General features: G+C 67.8%; 15 protein-coding genes. 11 read left to right on the top strand and 4 right to left on the bottom strand.

Annotated elements, in window-relative coordinates; genetic code table 11:
- Positions 1–209: 209 nt before the first annotated feature.
- Positions 210–569 carry a four-helix bundle copper-binding protein gene (locus CDN99_RS07985; protein ID WP_238139413.1) on the bottom strand — a complete coding sequence of 120 codons (360 nt, stop codon included), beginning with the start codon at positions 567–569 and terminating at the stop codon, positions 210–212.
- A gap of 500 nt (positions 570–1,069) precedes the next feature.
- Between CDN99_RS07985 and CDN99_RS07980 the strand changes: the two genes are divergently transcribed.
- The 4 genes from CDN99_RS07980 (at position 1,070) to CDN99_RS07965 (ending at position 6,510) form a co-directional block, all read left to right on the top strand.
- Positions 1,070–2,272, top strand: coding sequence for a TolC family protein (locus CDN99_RS07980; RefSeq protein WP_158218783.1), 1,203 nt, complete (start codon positions 1,070–1,072; stop codon positions 2,270–2,272).
- Positions 2,269–4,449 carry an ATP-binding cassette domain-containing protein gene (locus CDN99_RS07975; RefSeq protein WP_088384319.1) on the top strand — a complete coding sequence of 727 codons (2,181 nt, stop codon included), beginning with the start codon at positions 2,269–2,271 and terminating at the stop codon, positions 4,447–4,449. Before CDN99_RS07980 ends, CDN99_RS07975 begins: the two co-directional genes overlap by 4 nt.
- A 42-nt stretch (positions 4,450–4,491) precedes the next feature.
- The gene (locus tag CDN99_RS07970) at positions 4,492–5,646 is read left to right on the top strand and encodes an HlyD family type I secretion periplasmic adaptor subunit (RefSeq protein WP_088384317.1); all 1,155 of its coding nucleotides are present in this window, start codon (positions 4,492–4,494) and stop codon (positions 5,644–5,646) included.
- Positions 5,647–5,844: 198 nt separating this feature from the next.
- Entirely contained in the window at positions 5,845–6,510 is a 666-nt protein-coding gene (locus tag CDN99_RS07965; protein ID WP_088384315.1) for a response regulator, read from the top strand.
- A gap of 178 nt (positions 6,511–6,688) precedes the next feature.
- Here CDN99_RS07965 and CDN99_RS07960 read toward each other — a convergent pair whose 3' ends face one another.
- Positions 6,689–7,996, bottom strand: coding sequence for an EAL and HDOD domain-containing protein (locus CDN99_RS07960; protein WP_088384313.1), 1,308 nt, complete (start codon positions 7,994–7,996; stop codon positions 6,689–6,691).
- A gap of 374 nt (positions 7,997–8,370) precedes the next feature.
- On the opposite strand from CDN99_RS07960, the gene CDN99_RS07955 reads away from it, so the two are divergent.
- Positions 8,371–9,030, top strand: a complete 660-nt coding sequence (locus tag CDN99_RS07955; protein ID WP_088384453.1) for a YiaD family glycine zipper/OmpA-like lipoprotein — start codon at positions 8,371–8,373, stop codon at positions 9,028–9,030.
- Positions 9,031–9,175: 145 nt separating this feature from the next.
- Here CDN99_RS07955 and CDN99_RS07950 read toward each other — a convergent pair whose 3' ends face one another.
- Positions 9,176–9,379, bottom strand: a complete 204-nt coding sequence (locus tag CDN99_RS07950; protein WP_088384311.1) for a hypothetical protein — start codon at positions 9,377–9,379, stop codon at positions 9,176–9,178.
- Positions 9,380–9,441: 62 nt separating this feature from the next.
- Complete coding sequence (locus CDN99_RS07945; protein WP_088384309.1) at positions 9,442–9,948, bottom strand: hypothetical protein; 507 nt, start codon at positions 9,946–9,948, stop codon at positions 9,442–9,444.
- Between the two features lie 295 nt (positions 9,949–10,243).
- Here CDN99_RS07945 and CDN99_RS07940 point away from each other — a divergent pair, with 295 nt between their 5' ends.
- From CDN99_RS07940 to CDN99_RS07915, 6 genes are all read left to right on the top strand, one after another.
- The gene (locus tag CDN99_RS07940) at positions 10,244–10,420 is read left to right on the top strand and encodes a DUF1328 family protein (RefSeq protein ID WP_088384307.1); all 177 of its coding nucleotides are present in this window, start codon (positions 10,244–10,246) and stop codon (positions 10,418–10,420) included.
- Positions 10,421–10,469: 49 nt separating this feature from the next.
- Entirely contained in the window at positions 10,470–11,006 is a 537-nt protein-coding gene (locus tag CDN99_RS07935) for a ferritin-like domain-containing protein (RefSeq protein WP_088384305.1), read from the top strand.
- A 50-nt stretch (positions 11,007–11,056) separates the two neighbouring features.
- Positions 11,057–12,541 (top strand): phospholipase D-like domain-containing protein, encoded by a 1,485-nt coding sequence (locus CDN99_RS07930; RefSeq protein ID WP_088384452.1) that lies wholly within the window; start codon positions 11,057–11,059, stop codon positions 12,539–12,541.
- Positions 12,542–12,595: 54 nt separating this feature from the next.
- Complete coding sequence (locus CDN99_RS07925) at positions 12,596–14,893, top strand: AsmA family protein (RefSeq protein ID WP_141100699.1); 2,298 nt, start codon at positions 12,596–12,598, stop codon at positions 14,891–14,893.
- A 146-nt stretch (positions 14,894–15,039) separates the two neighbouring features.
- Positions 15,040–15,453: a response regulator gene (locus tag CDN99_RS07920; RefSeq protein ID WP_088384451.1), complete on the top strand. Its 414-nt coding sequence runs from the start codon at positions 15,040–15,042 to the stop codon at positions 15,451–15,453.
- A 204-nt stretch (positions 15,454–15,657) separates the two neighbouring features.
- On the top strand, positions 15,658–17,160 hold the full coding sequence (locus tag CDN99_RS07915) for a DASS family sodium-coupled anion symporter (RefSeq protein ID WP_088384301.1): 1,503 nt from the start codon (positions 15,658–15,660) through the stop codon (positions 17,158–17,160).
- Positions 17,161–17,225: the final 65 nt, after the last annotated feature.

Below are 17,225 nucleotides of genomic sequence, written 5' to 3'. Positions count from 1 at the left end.
CGTCAGATTCTAGGAATGGAAATATTGCCGAGAACCGGCAATGATTAGCCTCACACCAACTTGAAATAGCAATAGTTGATTAGCGGATAGTTGATTTGAGCCATCTATCGCAGGTGAGCGGGGCCCATCGACGCGGGTCCATCCGGGACGCCCGGGGGCCTGGTGGGAGCGAGCCTCCCGGCCCGCCCCGACGATCAAACAACGCGCGATCAGGCGTGCGTGTCGAGCGCGTGCCGTTCGCCGGCATGGACATCGCAGGCCGCCGCGCAAGCCTTACACGCTTCGGCGCAACGCTTGCAATGCGCGTGCTGATGCTGGCCGCACTCCTGAGCGCAGGCGCGGCACACATGGGCGCACAGGGCGCAGAAATCGCCGTGGTGAGATGACTCTCGAGAGAGCGCGCTGATCGTCGCCTCACAGATGGCGACGCAGTCCAGGTCGATCAGCGCGCACGCTTCCAGGCTACGGTCACCGGAGCGGATGCAGGCGTTGGCGCATTGGCGAGCCGCCAGCATCGCTTCAGCACAAGCCTTCATGCAAGGTTCGAGGTCTTCGGAAGGGGTCGTCATGGCGTCTCCTGACAGGGGTTCGGGTTGGGACTCCTTGTTCGGCAACTGCCATGCCGCGCAGGGTCCGCTCGCCAGCGCCTGCCCTTGCCACCCCCCTTTCGGAAAGCAAGTGTTAGCAATAATTTGCTAGTCGAATGACACAAGTCAGTCATTAGATTTAACCGACGTTGAATAACTAGCAAGAACATGTCATTGTGAGCCAATGACCCGGGAAACGAAACTGAGCGCCAAGGTGCAACAACCGAAGCGAGTTTCTCGTGTCTCACTCCCAAGTACTCAATTCGCATGCCCGCCGGGATATCGGCGTGGCAGCAATATGTCGATTTCCGGCGGCTGCGCTGATGTTGGTTTGTCTGCCCATATGGGCGCAGGTCGGCGGGGGAACTGAAACCGATCCTGCCGTGGCTTCCGCCCCGGCCACGCCGGTCGCGCCGCCCCAGCCCGCTCCAGCACTCGGCGCACCAACCGAACATGAAGTGGCGAGGGCCTGGGGCGCCGCGATGGACGAGTTCCTGTCCACGGCATTGGCCGAGGATCCATCCATCGAGCGCGCCCGCGCCGCGATCGCCGCGGCCGAGAGCGGTGTTACCGCCGCGAAATGGCAATTCGGCCCCACCCCGAGCTTCTCGCGCGAGCTGGCCGCCGGCACCAGCCGCTACGTCAATGTCCTCCGCATCCAGCAGCCACTGTTCACCGGCGGCATGTTGACCGCGAATCTGCGCTCGGCTCGCACGTCGTTGAGGAGCAGCCAGCAGGATCTGCTGTCCGCGCAACTGCAGTTCAAGCTCAAGGTCGTGTCGACCTGGGCCGACTGGACCAAGGCTCGCGGTCGCATCGGTCGCCTCGAGGAACTGCGCGACGGCCATCAGCAGCTCCTGGAAATGATCCGCCGTCGCAATCAGGCGGGTGTCGCGACCAACGCGGATGCCGCGCTCGCTGCCTCGCGCCTGAGCGCGGTACAGGCCGAACTGGCACAGGCGCGACTCGAGGAGATGCTCCATCGTGATCAACTTCAACGGCTCGCTCGCCGTCCTGTCGACGAGACGCTGCGCGCCGCGCTCGATGGTGCCCTGCCGCCGCCACCAGCGCTGAATCAGGTGCTGGACCGCATTCAGACCTCGCCGGAGATGACCATGGCTCGCGCCAACATCGACCTGGCCCGGGAGGAGCTCGCCAGGGCCAAGGCTTCGCTTCTGCCCACGGTCAGCCTGCGGCTGGACCACCAGAGCGGCGCCTACAGCGACCAGCGCATCGGCTTGGTGATCCAGGCCGGTCTGAACGGCGGCCTGGGCGCGCTCGCTGGCGTGAACGCGGCGCGATCACGCATCGTGGCCGCCGAGGCGGCCGTCGCCGCCACCGAACAGGATCTGCTCACCAACTACCAGCTCGAGTACACGCGCTATGCCGCCGCGGTGTCTGCGCTGCGTAACGCCGAAGTGACCGCCATGACCAGCGACGAGGTACTGGCTTCGTATCGGCGCCAGTTCGACGCCGGCAAACGCGCGTGGCTGGACCTGCTGAACATGGTCCGTGAAACCCATGCCACGCGCCAGGCCCTGAGCGACGCCGCCATCGACGAGCGGGCGGGCCTGTACCGCGTGAATCTGCTGCTCGGCGACACCGCCGAGCAGCAGCCCCGCCCCGACGTTTCAACGGCCCCGACCACCGACTCCCAGCCTCTCGACTCGAGGAACACCCCATGAAATGGCACCCCTTCCAGCGACGTTCCTCGGACGTCAAGCCCGCGAGCTCCGACGCGTTGGCCGTCGCCATGACCCATTGGATGCGCCTGAAGGGCCATCCCGTGCCGATCGAACTGATCCGTCAACGCCTCGCCGCCCAACCGCCTGGTGGCGACGAGCTGGCCGACGCCCGCCGACTGGCTCACGCCGTCGACGAACACACGCGATTCGCGCCACTCGACGGTCCTCAGGTCGCCGCATTGCCGCTGCTCTGCCGTCACCCCGAGCATGGTTGGCAGGTGGTCACCGCGCTGACCGCGCAAGGCCTGTGGTCATGCACCGGGCCTGATCTGGTCCGCCGCGATCTGGTCCTCGACAACGTGCCTTGCCTGCACGCCATCGCGAACAGCGAGTCCGACCGGGCAGCGGTCCGCAGCGCGCACGGCATGATGCTCGGCCAGATCCGCCGCCAATGGCCCATCTTCATCGAGGCTGCCGGCCTGTCGCTGGTGTTGTCCTGTGTCGGCATCGCGATCTCGTTCTTCTCGATGCAGGTCTACGACCGTGTCATTCCAAGCCAGGGCTACCAGACGCTGTGGGTCCTCACGATCGGCGTCGCGATCGCGGTACTGGTCGAGTTCATGCTGAAGCTGGCTCGGGCGTCGTTGCTGGAGCCTCGCCTCAAGCTGCTCGACACCAACATCTCCAAGGCGCTCATGGCGCGGCTGAACGCCGTGCGGCTGGATCAGCGTCCAGGCTCGGTGGGCACCTTGGCATCGCAAGTGCAAAGCTTCGAATCGATTCGCGGCATCCTGTCCGCCAGCACGCTGTTCCTGCTGTTCGACATGCCGATGGCGCTCATCTTCGCGCTGGTGATCGGGATGGTGGGCGGCTTCTGGATGGCGCTCCCGGCGCTGATCCTGTTCGGCGTCACGCTGCTGACCGGCTTGCTGCGCGCTCGGCGCATTGCGCGTCTCACCGCCAGCAATCAGTCCGGCGCGAACGCCAAGACGGGGCTGCTGGTCGAGAGCATCGAAGGGACCGAAGCCATCAAGGGCATGGGGGCCGGCTGGCGCTTCCAGGCGCGCTGGGCCTCGCTGTCCGAGGTCAACGCGACCCAGAGCCTGGCCCTGAAGCACGAGACCGACACCACCGCCTACCTGGCCGCGGCCCTCCAGCAGGCCAGCTACATCTCGCTGATCTGCGTCGGCGCGGCACTGGCGATCCAGGGCCAGCTGACCCAGGGCGCCATCGTGGCCTGCTCGATCCTCTCCGGCCGCGTCCTGTCGCCGCTGGCCTCGATCCCGTCGCTGCTGGTGCAACTGGGGAGCGCCCGGGCGTCCATGAAAGCGCTGGACGCGATCTTCAAGCTGGAGGTCGACAACGAGGCCATCACCCGCCCCGTCGTGCCCGAGGCCATCCGTGGCGACATCCGCTTCGAGGATGTCGAGTTCGCCTATCCCGGCCAAAAGGAGCCCCTGCGCATCGGCCGCCTGCATTTCCGAGCGGGTGAGAAGGTGGCGATCCTCGGCACCATCGGCGCGGGCAAGACCACGCTGCTGTCGCTCGCCTGTGGTCTGGCCAAGCCAACGCGGGGCACGGTGTTCCTGGACAACGTCGACCAGCAGCAGATTCATGCCGGTTGGCGGGCGATGCAGATGGCGTACTGCCCACAGCATCCGTGGCTCTTCTCCGGCACGCTGCGCGAGAACCTGCTCTTCGGACTGCCGGACCTCAGCGACGAGCAACTCGTCGCGGCCTGCCAGAAGACGGGCCTGTGGCACATGGTCAGCCAGCACCCGCTGGGTCTCGATCGCAAGCTGTCCGAGGGCGGCCGCGGCCTCTCCGGCGGGCAGCGGCAACTGGTCGCCCTGACGCGGCTGGTGTTGGCCGATCGGCCCGTCTGGCTGCTCGACGAGCCGACGTCCGGTATGGACGATGGTCTTGAGCAGGCCACGGTCCGGCTGATGAAGCACCTGCTCAAGCCGGAGGCCTCCCTGCTGCTGGTCACGCATCGCCTGTCGCTGCTGGCGCTCGTGGAACGAGTGATCGTTCTGTCGCCGCAGGGCGTTCTCGCCGACGGTCCGCGCGACGAAGTTCTCGCCCGGCTGCAGCAAAGACCCGCCGCCCACCCGCCCGCGGTCAGCCACATGACGCCGGTGACCCCGCCGTCACCTTCATCGGTCAACGCGGCATAGGGCAGGCGCGGTCGCAATGACTTTCGACATCAGGTGAATCACATGAAAACGACACACACTCCGCACGAGAGCCAACGGCGCGTCCGCTGGACCGTCATCGCCATGGTCGCGGCGCTCGGCGCCGGCCTGCTGTGGGCGTCCGAGGCCGAAATCGAACAGGTCACTCGCGCCAGCGGCAAGGTCATGGCATCCTCACGCACGCAAGTGATCCAGGCGCCCGATGGAGGTGTGGTGGAAAAAATCTTCGTGCACGAAGGAGAAGCCGTTCGAAAAGGGGACCTGCTGGTCCAACTGGACGACACGAAGGCCCGTTCGGCACTGGCTGATTCATCCGAGAAATCGGCGGCGCTGAATGCATCGCTGGCCCGGTTGCGGGCCGAGACGCTGGGCACGCCCTACCGCCCAGGCTCGGGCCCCTTCGACACGATCCAGCACAAGCTCTACGAGCGTCGACAGACGGCGCTCCAGGAAGACCTGGCCGTGCTGGCCAAGTCCGCCGAGCTGGCGCGGCGCGAGGTCGAACTCAACGAGCCGCTCCAGAAGGCCGGCGACATCAGCGCCGCGGAGTTCCTGCGCCTGCAGCGCGCCGCCAACGAGGCGGCGGGCCAGGTCACCACGCGACGCAACAAGTTCCTCCAGGACTCGCAGGCCGAACTGGCCAAGACCGAAGAGGACCTGGCCAGCATCCACCAGATGCTGAACGACCGTCGCGGCAATCTCGAACACACGCAGCTGCGGGCGCCGGTGGACGGTGTCGTCAACCTGATCACGCTGACGACGATCGGCGCGGTGCTGCGGCCTGGCGACGAGATCATGCAGTTGCTCCCCACCGGCGAGGACCTGATCATCGAGGCGCGCCTGCGCGCCGCTGACATCGGCTTCGTGCGTCCGGGCATGCCGGCGATGGTCAAGCTGGATGCATTCGACTACAGCATCTACGGCGCGCTCGACGGTTCCGTCCTGTACGTGAGCCCGGACGCGTTGACGGAGCGCACGCCGCAAGGTGCGGAGCAGCCGTACTACCGCACCCACATCCGCATCGACGGCAAGCGATTCAAGGGCGAGAAGGCCGACCGCATCGTGATCCAGCCCGGCATGACCGCCACCGCCGAGATCATCACGGGCCGCCACACCGTGCTGGACTACCTGCTCAAGCCGGTCAGAAAAACGATGTCCGAATCGCTCGGCGAGCGGTAGGCCCGCCCCGGCCGCACGCTCCTTGCGCGATCCCCACTCACTTCACGTTATCCACGATCCATCAAATCACCTCTTGGCGATGACTTCTCCGCTTCACGCCATCGAACCGATCCATCGACACCCGCCGATGCCAGTTACCGCTCATCACTTGCCTTCTCTGCTCTTCAACGACAACAACTTGCACAACCAGGGGAACCCATGATCACTGTCACCATCATCGAAGACGACGCGACCGTGCTGCAACGCTTGATTGACGTCGTGTCGGCCAGCAGCGCTTGTCAGATCGTCGGCATCGGCCGCAACCGGGGAGAGTCCGTCTCGGCCATCCTGGCCAATCGCGCGGACATCTACCTGGTCGACCTGGGTCTGCCCGACGTGGACGGTATCGACCTGCTCAAGCTGATCAGCGAAAAGTGCCCCGACGCGCACAGCATCGTGATCAGCACCTTCGGCGACGCCAAGCACGTGATGCGCAGCCTGCGTTCCGGCGCCTCCGGCTACCTGCTGAAGGAAGAGATCCAACCCAGCCTGATCGACAAGATCATCGCCACGCACAATGGCCACGCGCCGCTGAGCCCGGCTGTTTCTCGACTGGTGCTGGACAAGCTCGACAGCCTGGAAACGGGTGTCAAGCCCAAGGTCGACAAGGGCCAGAAACTCAAGGAGCTGGGTCTCGGCCAGCGCGAATGGAGCGTGCTGAATCTGTTGATCGAGGGCCTGCCCATCGTCGATATCGGCAACCGTCTCTCGATCTCGCGCTTCACCGTCAATCAGCACCTGCGGTCGATCTATCGCAAGCTGAATGTCAATTCGCGCGCGATGGCCACCAGCGTGGCGCGCATGCATGGCTTGATCGACGAGTAGCCTGATCCTCGCGTGGCGTCGCTATCGACGCCGGAGCCAACGCCGTGACGGCCGTAAGGGTCGTCACGGCGTTTTTCGTCCGCGCCTGCCACGGATGCGGGCGTGGATAGCACTTGGCCAGTGCATTCACTGGGCGATTCGGCGAGCCTGCATGCATCGGATCTGCGCTGGCGCCGGATCACCATGAGAAAAGCCGCCTCGCGGCGGCTTCGGAGTCGGGGGCCAGACGTCGCGCGACGCGCCGGTGGCCGGTTGAATCAGGCGCTTCCTTTTCCGTGTCGGGATTTCCTCCCCTGCGCTCCGGCGCGCTGTGCAAGGACTTGAAGGGGCTCTCGGGGCGAGGCTGGAGTCGCATCCGCAGCAGATGTTTGCAGATCACAAAGGACGCCTTCTCCAGGTCGAGGGCATTGCGCACCACCCCTTCCCGGCGCAAACGCAGGCGGCTGTCTGCCAGTTCGCCGCGCAACAGCATCGCCAATGCCCGGTCGCGGCCATGCACCGCGGCGATGTTCAGAATTGCCAGCCAGGCCACCATCACCGCACGCGGCAGCGAGGTCAGCACGTCGGCCAGTGACTCTGTCGTCGCCGCGCATTGCGGCGCATGGATCGCCTGCAGGCGAAGCAGGCGAGCCACCAGCGCGGGGTGGCGTCCCGCCAGCAGCGCCAGGGAATCAGAGGCGACTCCGGCGCGCGCCAGCAAGTAGAGCTGTCCCACCGCGCGACTGTCGCAACCCGGCAAGGCCGGCACCGCGAGCGTCACCGGACGCGCAATGCCGTAGCCCTGGAAGTAGTCGGCGCCCATCTGCTTGATCGTCTGATGCATCGCGGCGTCATCGATCTTCTCGGCGATGACCGCCAGGCCCAGTCGATGCGCCTTGTCGATCAGCGCTTGGATCATCTCGGCACCGAGACCGAGCACGTCGATCTTCGCAAACTGCACCCACGGCGCCAACGACCACCGGGGGTCCTCCAGGCAGACCAGGTCGTCCAGCGCGAATCGGTAGCCGCGCGCATGCAGGTCCCGGACGCGGCGCTCGAGCGCCGCGTCGACCGCGATGGTCTCCAACAGTTCAATGACACCGACATCGGGCGTCAGCGCCTCGGCGATCGGACTCATCAGACAACGGCTGTCCATGTTGACGAGCAGGTCGCCCACAGGATGCTCCGCCGGGATCGCGGCTGTCAGCAGTTCGCCGTCCAGCAGCGCGTTGGCGAGCACCATCGCCGTCGCGTACGACCCCAGTTCCGGGCCGATGCCCCCGTCCTGGCTGTTCCAGCGGAACAGCAACTCGGTCGCGACGACACGCCCCGTCCGATCGATGATCGGCTGGCTGGCATATCGGACGTGGGGGGTGAGATGTTCCACCGACATCGGCGGAGAGAAGGTGCCGGGCCGCCGTTCGAAACCGGGCGGCTCGTCATGGGGGCATGTGGGGAACTTGACGCCGCTGAGAGCGGGGTGATCGGGGTCCGAGGGGCGGCTCATGGGAGCTCCGCGAATGAGGGTGAATGAATGGACCCATGCTATGAATCAAGCCCTTCGTACCGAATAACAAGTTCTTGTCATCACCACAACTTCGCTAGCAAAGAATGATTGACGAGACTGACTCAGCCGCCGCTTTCGTGGTCCTTCTTGATCGATGCCAATGGGCCGCGTCGGGCGCGGGACTTGCCATCCATGGCCAGGACCAACGGCCCGGGCGATCACCTCCGCGACGTCGGTGCGACGCACGCGCGACGCACCGACCGTTTCCGCGCGAAACCCCGTCGCGGGGAGATACTCCGGCTCAACAGGCGGCGGCACAGTCGCTCGCGTCGTTGGGCTGTCTCATCAGGATCACAAGGAGAAGCAACATGCACATGCGTCACACCCGTCTGGCCCTGGCCACTCTCGCGATCGCCGCGCTCGCGGGCTGCGCCAACATGGACGATCGTCAGCGCGGCACCGCGGGCGGCGCGGCCATCGGCGCCGTCACCGGCGCGGTGATCAGCTCCGCCACGGGCGGTCGAGCCGGCACCGGCGCGCTGATCGGCGGTGCCGTCGGCGCGGTGGCCGGCAATGTCTGGTCGCGCCACATGGAGGAGAAGCGCCAGGCAATGGAGCAAGCCACCCAAGGCACCGGCGTCGAAGTGACCCGGACCGCCGACAACCAGCTCAAGCTGGACGTGCCGAGCGACATTTCCTTCGCCACCAACAGCGCGACTCTCGAACCGCGCTTGCGGCCGGTCCTCGACGCCTTCGCGAACGGACTGAACAGCAACCCGTCGCCGACCGTGGTCCGCGTGATCGGCCACACGGACAACACCGGCACCGACGCCATCAACGATCCCTTGTCGCTGCGCCGCGCGGAGAGTGTGCGCAACTACCTGGCCGATCGCGGTGTCCGCGCCGATCGTGTCGAGGTCGGTGGTCGCGGCTCGCGCGAGCCGCTGGTGTCCAACGACACCGCGGAGAACCGCTCCAAGAATCGCCGCGTCGAGATCTTCCTGCGCGAGCCCCAGCAAGGCTCCGGCGGCTGACGCGCCCACCGACTGCCCGCCAAGCGGCGGGCCACGCGCGACTCGGCGCCACGCGTCCAGACAAGCAGACGAACGAACGACGGCCTGCCGACCCGATACCGGGCGGCAGGCCGTTGGTCCTTGATGGTGGGCGGCTTGAGGGGAATCAAGCGGCCGGCTTGGCCGGCTCCGGACCCATGTGCGGTCCGGTCCGATGCAGCGCCCCACCCTCGCCCTCCCAGGTGGTGACCTCTTCGGGATTGGCGTGGACGGACTTGAGGCGGTGTTCGGTGCGGCGCGCCTGCCATTGCCACAGGGCGTAGCCCGCGAGGCTGGACAGGGCCAGCGGAAGGATTCGTTTCATCAACATGACGGGCTCCTCGGCATTCGCGATGCGGGACGTTGAACGGGGACCGGTGCTCGGCCGCGCGTTCAGCGCGACGTGTTCGTCTTGGGCTGGCGCGGCGGCGGGACGTCGGGACGCGGCGGAGCGCTGGCCGGCGCGCCCGCGGCGGTGGGGTTCTCCTCGACCATCCGATCGATCCGGGTCAGGATGCCGCCGCTCTGCACGCTGCCGTCGCGGGTGCCTTGGCCCATGACCATCATGCGGCAGTCCTCGCGATCTTCTTCACGCACCCGCTGGCAGCGCAGCATCGCGTTGTTGGCCAGTTCCTGCGCGCTGGCGGTCTGCAGACGACCCCGGCGGGCTTCCTCGCGGGCCGCCGCGGCTTCCTTCAGGCAGGTTTGACGGGCCTGGCCGGTGCGTCCCGCCATGCAGTCGGCACGCTCCTTGTCATAGGCGGCCTGCGCGTCGGAGGTGGACGCCGAGTTCGCCGCGAAGGCCGGCGCGGCAATCATCATCACGGCGGACAGCACCGCGCCGGCGGTCACCAGCGCTGCGGTGGAGGGACTCGTGAGGGTCTGGTTGAGCTTGATCATCTCGATTCCTTTCCGGCGCGTGAAGCGCCGCAGAAAGACGGGGGATGGCGGATGACCCAAGCGTAGGCGCGCGGCAGTCCGAAGTCTGTCGTACCGCGCCGTCGCCGCGTGTAGGACCAGTCCGTCAACCGCGTCGGCCGCCCCCCGCGCCGTCGTGCCGGCCACCCATGCGTCTCTCCCAGCGGCGTCCCGTCCTACACCCGGACGTGGGTCTTGCTGATCCCTGCGGCCAGGGGGCGCTTCTACAGTGGCAACAAGCGCCGCGGTCGCGGCCAACAGCAGGAAAGGAACCGTCATGTTGAAGTGGGCTCTCGTATTCGCCGTCGTCTCCTTGGTGGCGGGTCTGCTCGGTTTCACGGGCATCGCCGCCGGCGCGGCCGGTATCGCCAAGATCCTGTTCGGGATCTTCCTCGTCATCTTCCTGGTGCTGCTGGTGCTCGGTATCACGGGCGTGAACGCGCTCCGCAAATGATCCGGCGCCAGCGCGCATCCCCCGTCCCAGTCCTCAAGAGGAGCCAGCCATGAACGCACCAGACAAACGCCATCTGCAACTTGACGAGAAGGCCCTGGACCGCGCCCGCCAGCATCTGGACGACGGCGCCGTCACGCCCAGCTACGGGCCGTGGCGCGACGAGATCGTCAAGCTGCTCAACGGCGCGCTCGCCACGGAGCTCGTCTGCGTGCTGCGCTACAAGCGCCATTACTTCACCGCGCACGGCCTGTCGGCGCCGCGCATTGCCGAGGAGTTCCTCGAGCACGCCAACGCGGAGAGCGGCCATGCCGACCGCCTGGCCGAGCGCATCGTCCAGTTGGGCGGATCGCCGGACTTCAATCCCGACTCGCTGACCCAGCGCAGCCACGCGGGTTACGACGAATCGGACAACATCAAGGCGATGGTGCGCTCCAACCTCGTGGCCGAACGCGTCGCGGTGGAGTCCTATCGCCAGATGATCAACCTGATCGGCGACAAGGATCCGACCACGCGACGCATCCTCGAAGAGGTGCTGGCCGACGAGGAGGAGCACGCCGATGAACTCGCCGACATGCTGAAGGAATGACGGGCGCGGCGATGTCGTCGGGAGCACGCGAAGCCAGCCGGAATCAGGCCATGCCCACGCTGCTCCGTTTCGACCGCTCGCCGTGGCGTGAGCGCGGGCGCCACCTGGCGGCCGTGCTGGGCTTGAGCGCGGCGCTCGTGGCCTGCGGCACGCCTCAGCCGCCGATCAACGGTCGGCTGCCCGACCCACCGGCGTCGGCGCCCGCCCTGACGCGGGTCGCCGCGCAGGTGGACGTGGTCGGGCCCCGCGGGCCCATGAACCAGGCCCGTCGCGAGCAGGCCTTGCAAGGCGCCGCGGCGCAGGGCAAGGCGGACCTGCTCAAGCGTCAGCTCGCCGCGATGTCCTCGTTCGGCGATGTCGACCTGTACGCGGGCAACGACGCCAAGCTGTTGATCGACGGCCCCGCCACCTTCGCCGCGATGTTCGAGGCGATCGGCAAGGCGCGCCGCCAGATCCTGCTGGAGAGCTACATCATCGAAGACGCCGACGTCTCCCGCCAGCTCGCCGATCTGCTGCTGCAGCGGCGGGCGCAGGGCCTGGAAGTCGCGATGATCTACGACGCCGTCGGTTCGCTCGGCACCGAGGAAGCCTACTTCGACCGCCTGCGCCAGGGCGGCGTCGCCGTTTGCGCGTTCAATCCGGTCAATCCGCTCAAGCGCACCCGGTACAACAAGATCACCCACCGCGATCACCGCAAGATCATGGTGGTCGACGGTGAGACCGGCTTCACCGGCGGCATCAACATCAGCGCGGTCTACTCGTCCGGGTCGGGCGGCATCGGCGGCAGCCGGGGCGCCCGCAAGCCGGCGCCGCCCGCCGGCGCGGCCAGCGACGCCACGCAGGAAAACGGCTGGCGCGACACGATGATCCAGGTCCGCGGTCCTGCGGTGCAGGCACTGCACCGCCTGGTGCGCGAGACCTGGGCCCAGCAGCAATGCGAAGGCACGCTCGCCGCCGTCGAGCCCGTCGCCGGCCCCGCGCCCGGCCAGCAGTTGATGCGCGTGATCCCCGCCGCACCGCAGGACACCGAGAACCGCATCTACACCCTGCTGATGGGCAGCATCCGCGCCGCCCAGCGCAGCGTGTACCTCACCATGGCCTACTTCGCGCCGGGCAAGGACATGGTCGACGCGCTGTGCGACGCCGCCAGGCGAGGCGTCGACGTGCAGTTGATCCTGCCCTCGCGCAGCGACTTCTCGCCGGTGATGTATGCCGGCCGCAGCCATTACGACCGCCTGCTGGAGGCAGGCGTGCGCATCCATGAGCTGCAGAATGCCGTCCTGCACGCCAAGACCGCCGTCATCGACGGCGTGGTCTCCACCATCGGCTCCAGCAACATGGACTGGCGCAGCTTCGTCTACAACAACGAGGTCAACGCCGTCGTGCTCGGCGAGGACTTCGGCGGCGCGATGAACCGCATGTTCGAGCGCGATCGCGAGGCCTCCCAGACCATCGACCTGCAACGCTGGCGCGATCGCGGCCTGATCCAGCGCAGCAAGGAATTCTTCTCCCGCATGTTCGAGCATTGGTGGTGAGCGCGGTCACCGCTCCCACCCCGCGCCGACGATCAGAACGACAAGGTGAACCCCATGACCGCAGTCCCGCCAACGCCCCCGGCGCAAGATCCCTCCCCGTCTGACGTGGCGGTCGCCCCGCCCGCGCGTCATCGCGCCCGCCACGGCTGGGCGCTGGGCGTGGGCACGCTGCTGGTGCTGTTGTGCGTCGCGGTGGGCGTCTGCGAATGGCTGGGCTGGCCCTTCCTGCGCCGTCCCGCCGAGCAATGGCTGAGCCAGAAGCTGGACCGCGCGGTCAGCTTCGACGGCAGCGGCGGCCAGGCCTGGCAATTGCGCCTGATCGGCAACCTGCGCCTCAAGACCCACAGCCTGACCATCGCCGGTCCGAGCTGGAGCACCACCGGCGGACCGATGGTGCAGGCGCAGGACGCCACGCTGGTACTGCGCTACGGCGACCTGCTGGCGCTTCGCAACGGCGACGCGCTACGCGTCAAGGCGCTGCGCGCGGGCGAGCTGACGCTGCGACTGGAACGCGATGTCGAGGGCCGCGCCAGTTGGCAGTTCGGCAAGCAGCCCGACAGCAGCACGCAGATCCGCAAGCGGCCCGCGGTCGACGGCGTCAGCTTCGACTTGCTGGAGGTGCGTCAGGGCACCGCCTTCGTGGACGACAAGATCCAGAAGATCTCGGTGCTGGCTCGATTCGCGCTGCGCGAGACCTGGACCACGGCGCAAGACGCGGCCTCGGCGGTGCGGTCGGAGGCGTCGACGCCGACGAGGTCCGCCACCACCACCGTCCCCGCCACCGCTCCCACGGCCGCGACCCGTGCCGCGAGCGCCGCCGCTTCTGGCGCCCGCCTTGCGGTGGATCTCGGTGAACGCATCGCCGGCAAGCCGCGCGGCGCGTCGGACGCCGAAGGCCCCGGCCCGGGCGAAGGCGACCGCTACGGCGTCACCGCGCGCGCCGAGGGTCACTACCGTGGCCTGCCGCTGCAGGCCACGTTGCAGACCGGCTCCGCCCTGCCCTGGCTGTCTTCCGACCCGAACGCGCCGGCCGTGGCGGTGGAACTGCGCGGCAACATCGGTCACGCCAGGCTGAGTTTCGACGGTCAGGTGCGCGACCTGCTGGTCAGCCAGGGGTTGTCCGGCAAGTACACCCTGAGCGGCCCCTCGCTGGCCGCGGTCGGCGAACCGCTGGGCATCACGCTGCCCACCACGCCGGCGTTCGCCATGCAGGGTCGGCTGACGCGCGAGGGATCGCGGTGGACCACGGCGGTCGCCAAGGCGACGATCGGCAAGAGCCGCCTGAGCGGCGACTTCGCCTACGACAAACCAGGCGAGGCCGTGCCCAAGCTGACCGGTGAACTGCGCGGCAGCGAGCTGTGGCTCGCCGACCTGGGGCCGGCGGTCGGCGTGCCGGCCGACAAGACAGCGCCCAAGTCCAGCCGACCGGCGCGTGTGTTGCCGGACAAGCAATTCGACCTGCCCTCGCTGCGCGCGATGAACGCCGACGTCGGCGTGAAGCTGGCGCGTTTCGAGTCCGGCACCACGCTGCTGCAGGCGGCCGAGCCGTTCAACGCGCGCATCGTGCTGCAGGACGGCGTGCTGGAGATCCGCGACATCGATGCCCGCGTCGCACGCGGCCAGGTCGCCGGCCGCATGCAGCTGGACGGCCGCGAGCAACAGGCGAAGTGGGAGGCGCGGTTGCGTGTCAACGGCGTGCGCCTGGAGCAATGGCTGCACCTGGAGCGCAAGAACAACCAGCCGCCCTACGTCACCGGCGTCGTCGGCGGGCGCATCGCGCTGGACGGCCGCGGCCGGTCCACCGCCGAGCTGCTGGCCAGCGCCGACGGCCGCATGGTGCTGTACTGGACCGACGGCACGCTGTCGCACCTGCTTGTCGAGGCCGCCGGCCTGGACATCGCGCAGGGTCTGGGCATGCTGATCAAGGGGGACGATGCCTTGCAGGTCTATTGCGGCGTCGCCGACCTGCGGGTCAAGGACGGCCTCGTGACGCCCAAGCCGCTGATCGTGGACACGAAGGACTCGGTCGTGCTGGTCGATGGCGGCATGTCGCTGGCGACGGAGCGGCTGGCGCTGACGGCACGCGTCGAGCCCAAGGACAAGAGTCCGCTCACGCTGCGCACGCCGCTGAACGTGCAAGGCACGATGGGGGACCCGAAGATCAGCCTGGAAAAGGGGCCGCTGCTCAAGCGCCTGGTGCCGGCAGCGGTGCTGGGGCTGGCGGTGGCGCCGCTGGCGGCGATCGTGCCGCTGATCGACCTGGGCGAAGACCCGGATGACGAAAGTCGTGCCGCGCTGTCGGAATGCAACGCCCGGTTGGCGCCATTGAGCAAGGGTCGCCAGGGATCGTGATAATCAGCGCCTCGCCCACTCCGAACCCGACGACGGAGCCCGGCGCTCCCGTGCCGCCGCGATTGCTCGACGCGGCGTCGCACGGGCTGCGGTCGCCGGCGCCGTCGCGGACGGTCATCCCGACATCGCCCGCCACGCCCGTGCCCATGTCTTCCGCCCGCGCCACCGACCCGCCCCCCGGCACGCTGAACTGCTTCCTGGTCGAAGACAGCCCGCTGATCCGCGAGAACCTGATCGCGACGCTGCAGGAGATGCTCGACCTGGAAGTGGTCGGCCAGGCCGAGGACGAGGCCGGGGCGCTGCGCTGGCTGCACGACGAGGCGGTGCCCTGCGACATCGTCATCATCGACATCTTCCTCAAGCGCGGCACCGGCCTGTCGCTGCTGCCCAAGGCGCGGCTGCTGCAGCCGGAGGCCAAGCTGGTCGTGCTGAGCAACTACGCCACCGCCGACATGCGGCGCCGCTGCGCCGAGCTCGGTGCCGACCGCGTCTTCGACAAGTCCAGCGAGCTCGACGAGCTGATCGCGTACTGCCTGGATCTGGCGTCGTCGCGGGCTTGAGGGCAGTCCGCCGCGCGACTCGTCCCCTTTCCCGGCCCGGGGTCAGGTCTCGCGCCGCCCCTTCCATCTGTTAGCCTCGCTCCACCCAAGCGGCCGACCGATCGCCCTCGACGGTGACCCGGAACGGCCGCAGGTCGACTGACTCGCAGGCGATTCGCCGCTCGGTCCGGAGTCTCCGGCGGTGGCGGACAGGGAGGGCCTCACATGGAAGCAATCGTTCGCATGGCCCGGTACTTCCGGGACGCGGTGCCGTTCAAGATCCTGCCGGCGTTCATCACGACGCTGGTGCTGATCGCGCTGGTGGCCACCCCGGTCCCCGCCGGGCTCACGCCCAAGGCCTGGGGACTGACCGCGATCTTCCTCACCACCATCGTCGCGATCATCCTCAAGGTCATGCCCATCGGCGTCATGGCCATGATGGCGATCATGGCGGTGTCGCTGTCGCAGGTGACGTCGACGTCCTCCAAGGGCGCGATCGCCGATGCGCTGAGCAGCTTCGCCAGCCCGCTGATCTGGTTGATCGTCGTGTCCGTGCTGATCTCGCGCGGGCTGAAGAAGACGGGGCTGGGCGCGCGGCTCGGCTTCTTCTTCATCTCGCTGTTCGGCAAGAGCTCCATCGGCATCGGCTACGGCCTGGCCGCCTGCGAGCTGATCCTGGCGCCGTTCACCCCCAGCAACACCGCGCGCGGCGGCGGCATCGTGCACCCGATCATGAAGTCGATCGCCACGGCGTTCGGCTCCGATCCGGAGCAGAAAACCGAGGGCAAGGTCGGCACCTACCTGGCGCTGGTCAACTACCACGCCAATCCGATCAGCTCGGCGATGTTCATCACCGCGACCGCGCCGAACCCGCTCGTCGTCGACTACATCGGCCGCGTCACCAACCAGGCGCTGCACCTGAGCTGGGGCACCTGGGCGCTGTGCATGCTGCTGCCCGGCCTGGTGTGCATGGCGCTGATGCCGCTGGTCGTGTACCTGCTGGCCAAACCCGCCCTGACGCGCACGCCCGACGCGATTCCGTTCGCGCGCCAGCAGCTCGCCGAGATGGGGCCGCTCAAGCCCAAGGAGCGCGTCATGCTCGGCACCTTCGCGATGCTGCTGGTGCTGTGGGCCGACGTGCCGGCGATCCTGCTCGGGCCGGCGTTCAGCCTGGACGCGACGGTGGTGGCGCTGCTCGGGCTGTTCGTGCTGCTGATCACCGGCACCATCGACTGGGACGACGTGCTGTCCGAGAAAAGCGCCTGGGACACGCTGATCTGGTTCGGCGCGCTGGTGATGCTGGCGGGGGAGCTCAACAAGCTCGGCGTCGTGGCCTGGTTCTCGGACGGGTTGCGCGGCGGCATCGAGGCCAGCGGCATGAGCTGGCCCGCCGCGGCCGCGGTGCTGGTGGCCGTCTTCCTGTTCTCGCACTACCTGTTCGCGAGCACCACGGCCCACATCAGCGCCATGATGCTGGCCTTCCTGACGGTCGGGGCGCATCTGATCCCGCCGGCGTACCTGCCCCCCTTCCTGCTGATGATGGCCGCGGCGTCCGCCATCATGATGACGCTGACGCATTACGCCACCGGCACCTCGCCGATCGTCTTCGGCAGCGGCTACGTGTCGCTGGGGCTGTGGTGGCGCGTCGGGTTCGTCATGGCCGTGGTCGAGCTGGCGATCTTCGCCACCGTCGGCCTGGCATGGTGGAAGGTGCTCGGTTTCTGGTGAGGCTCCAGCAGCGCTCTCGCCGCCGAGGGCGATCGCCACGCGAGCCGGAGCGATCGGAAGCGGTC

The organism is Roseateles aquatilis, from assembly GCF_002205645.1.
GTDB lineage: Bacteria > Pseudomonadota > Gammaproteobacteria > Burkholderiales > Burkholderiaceae_C > Roseateles > Roseateles aquatilis.
This window is presented reverse-complemented; position numbering and strand designations above follow the sequence as displayed.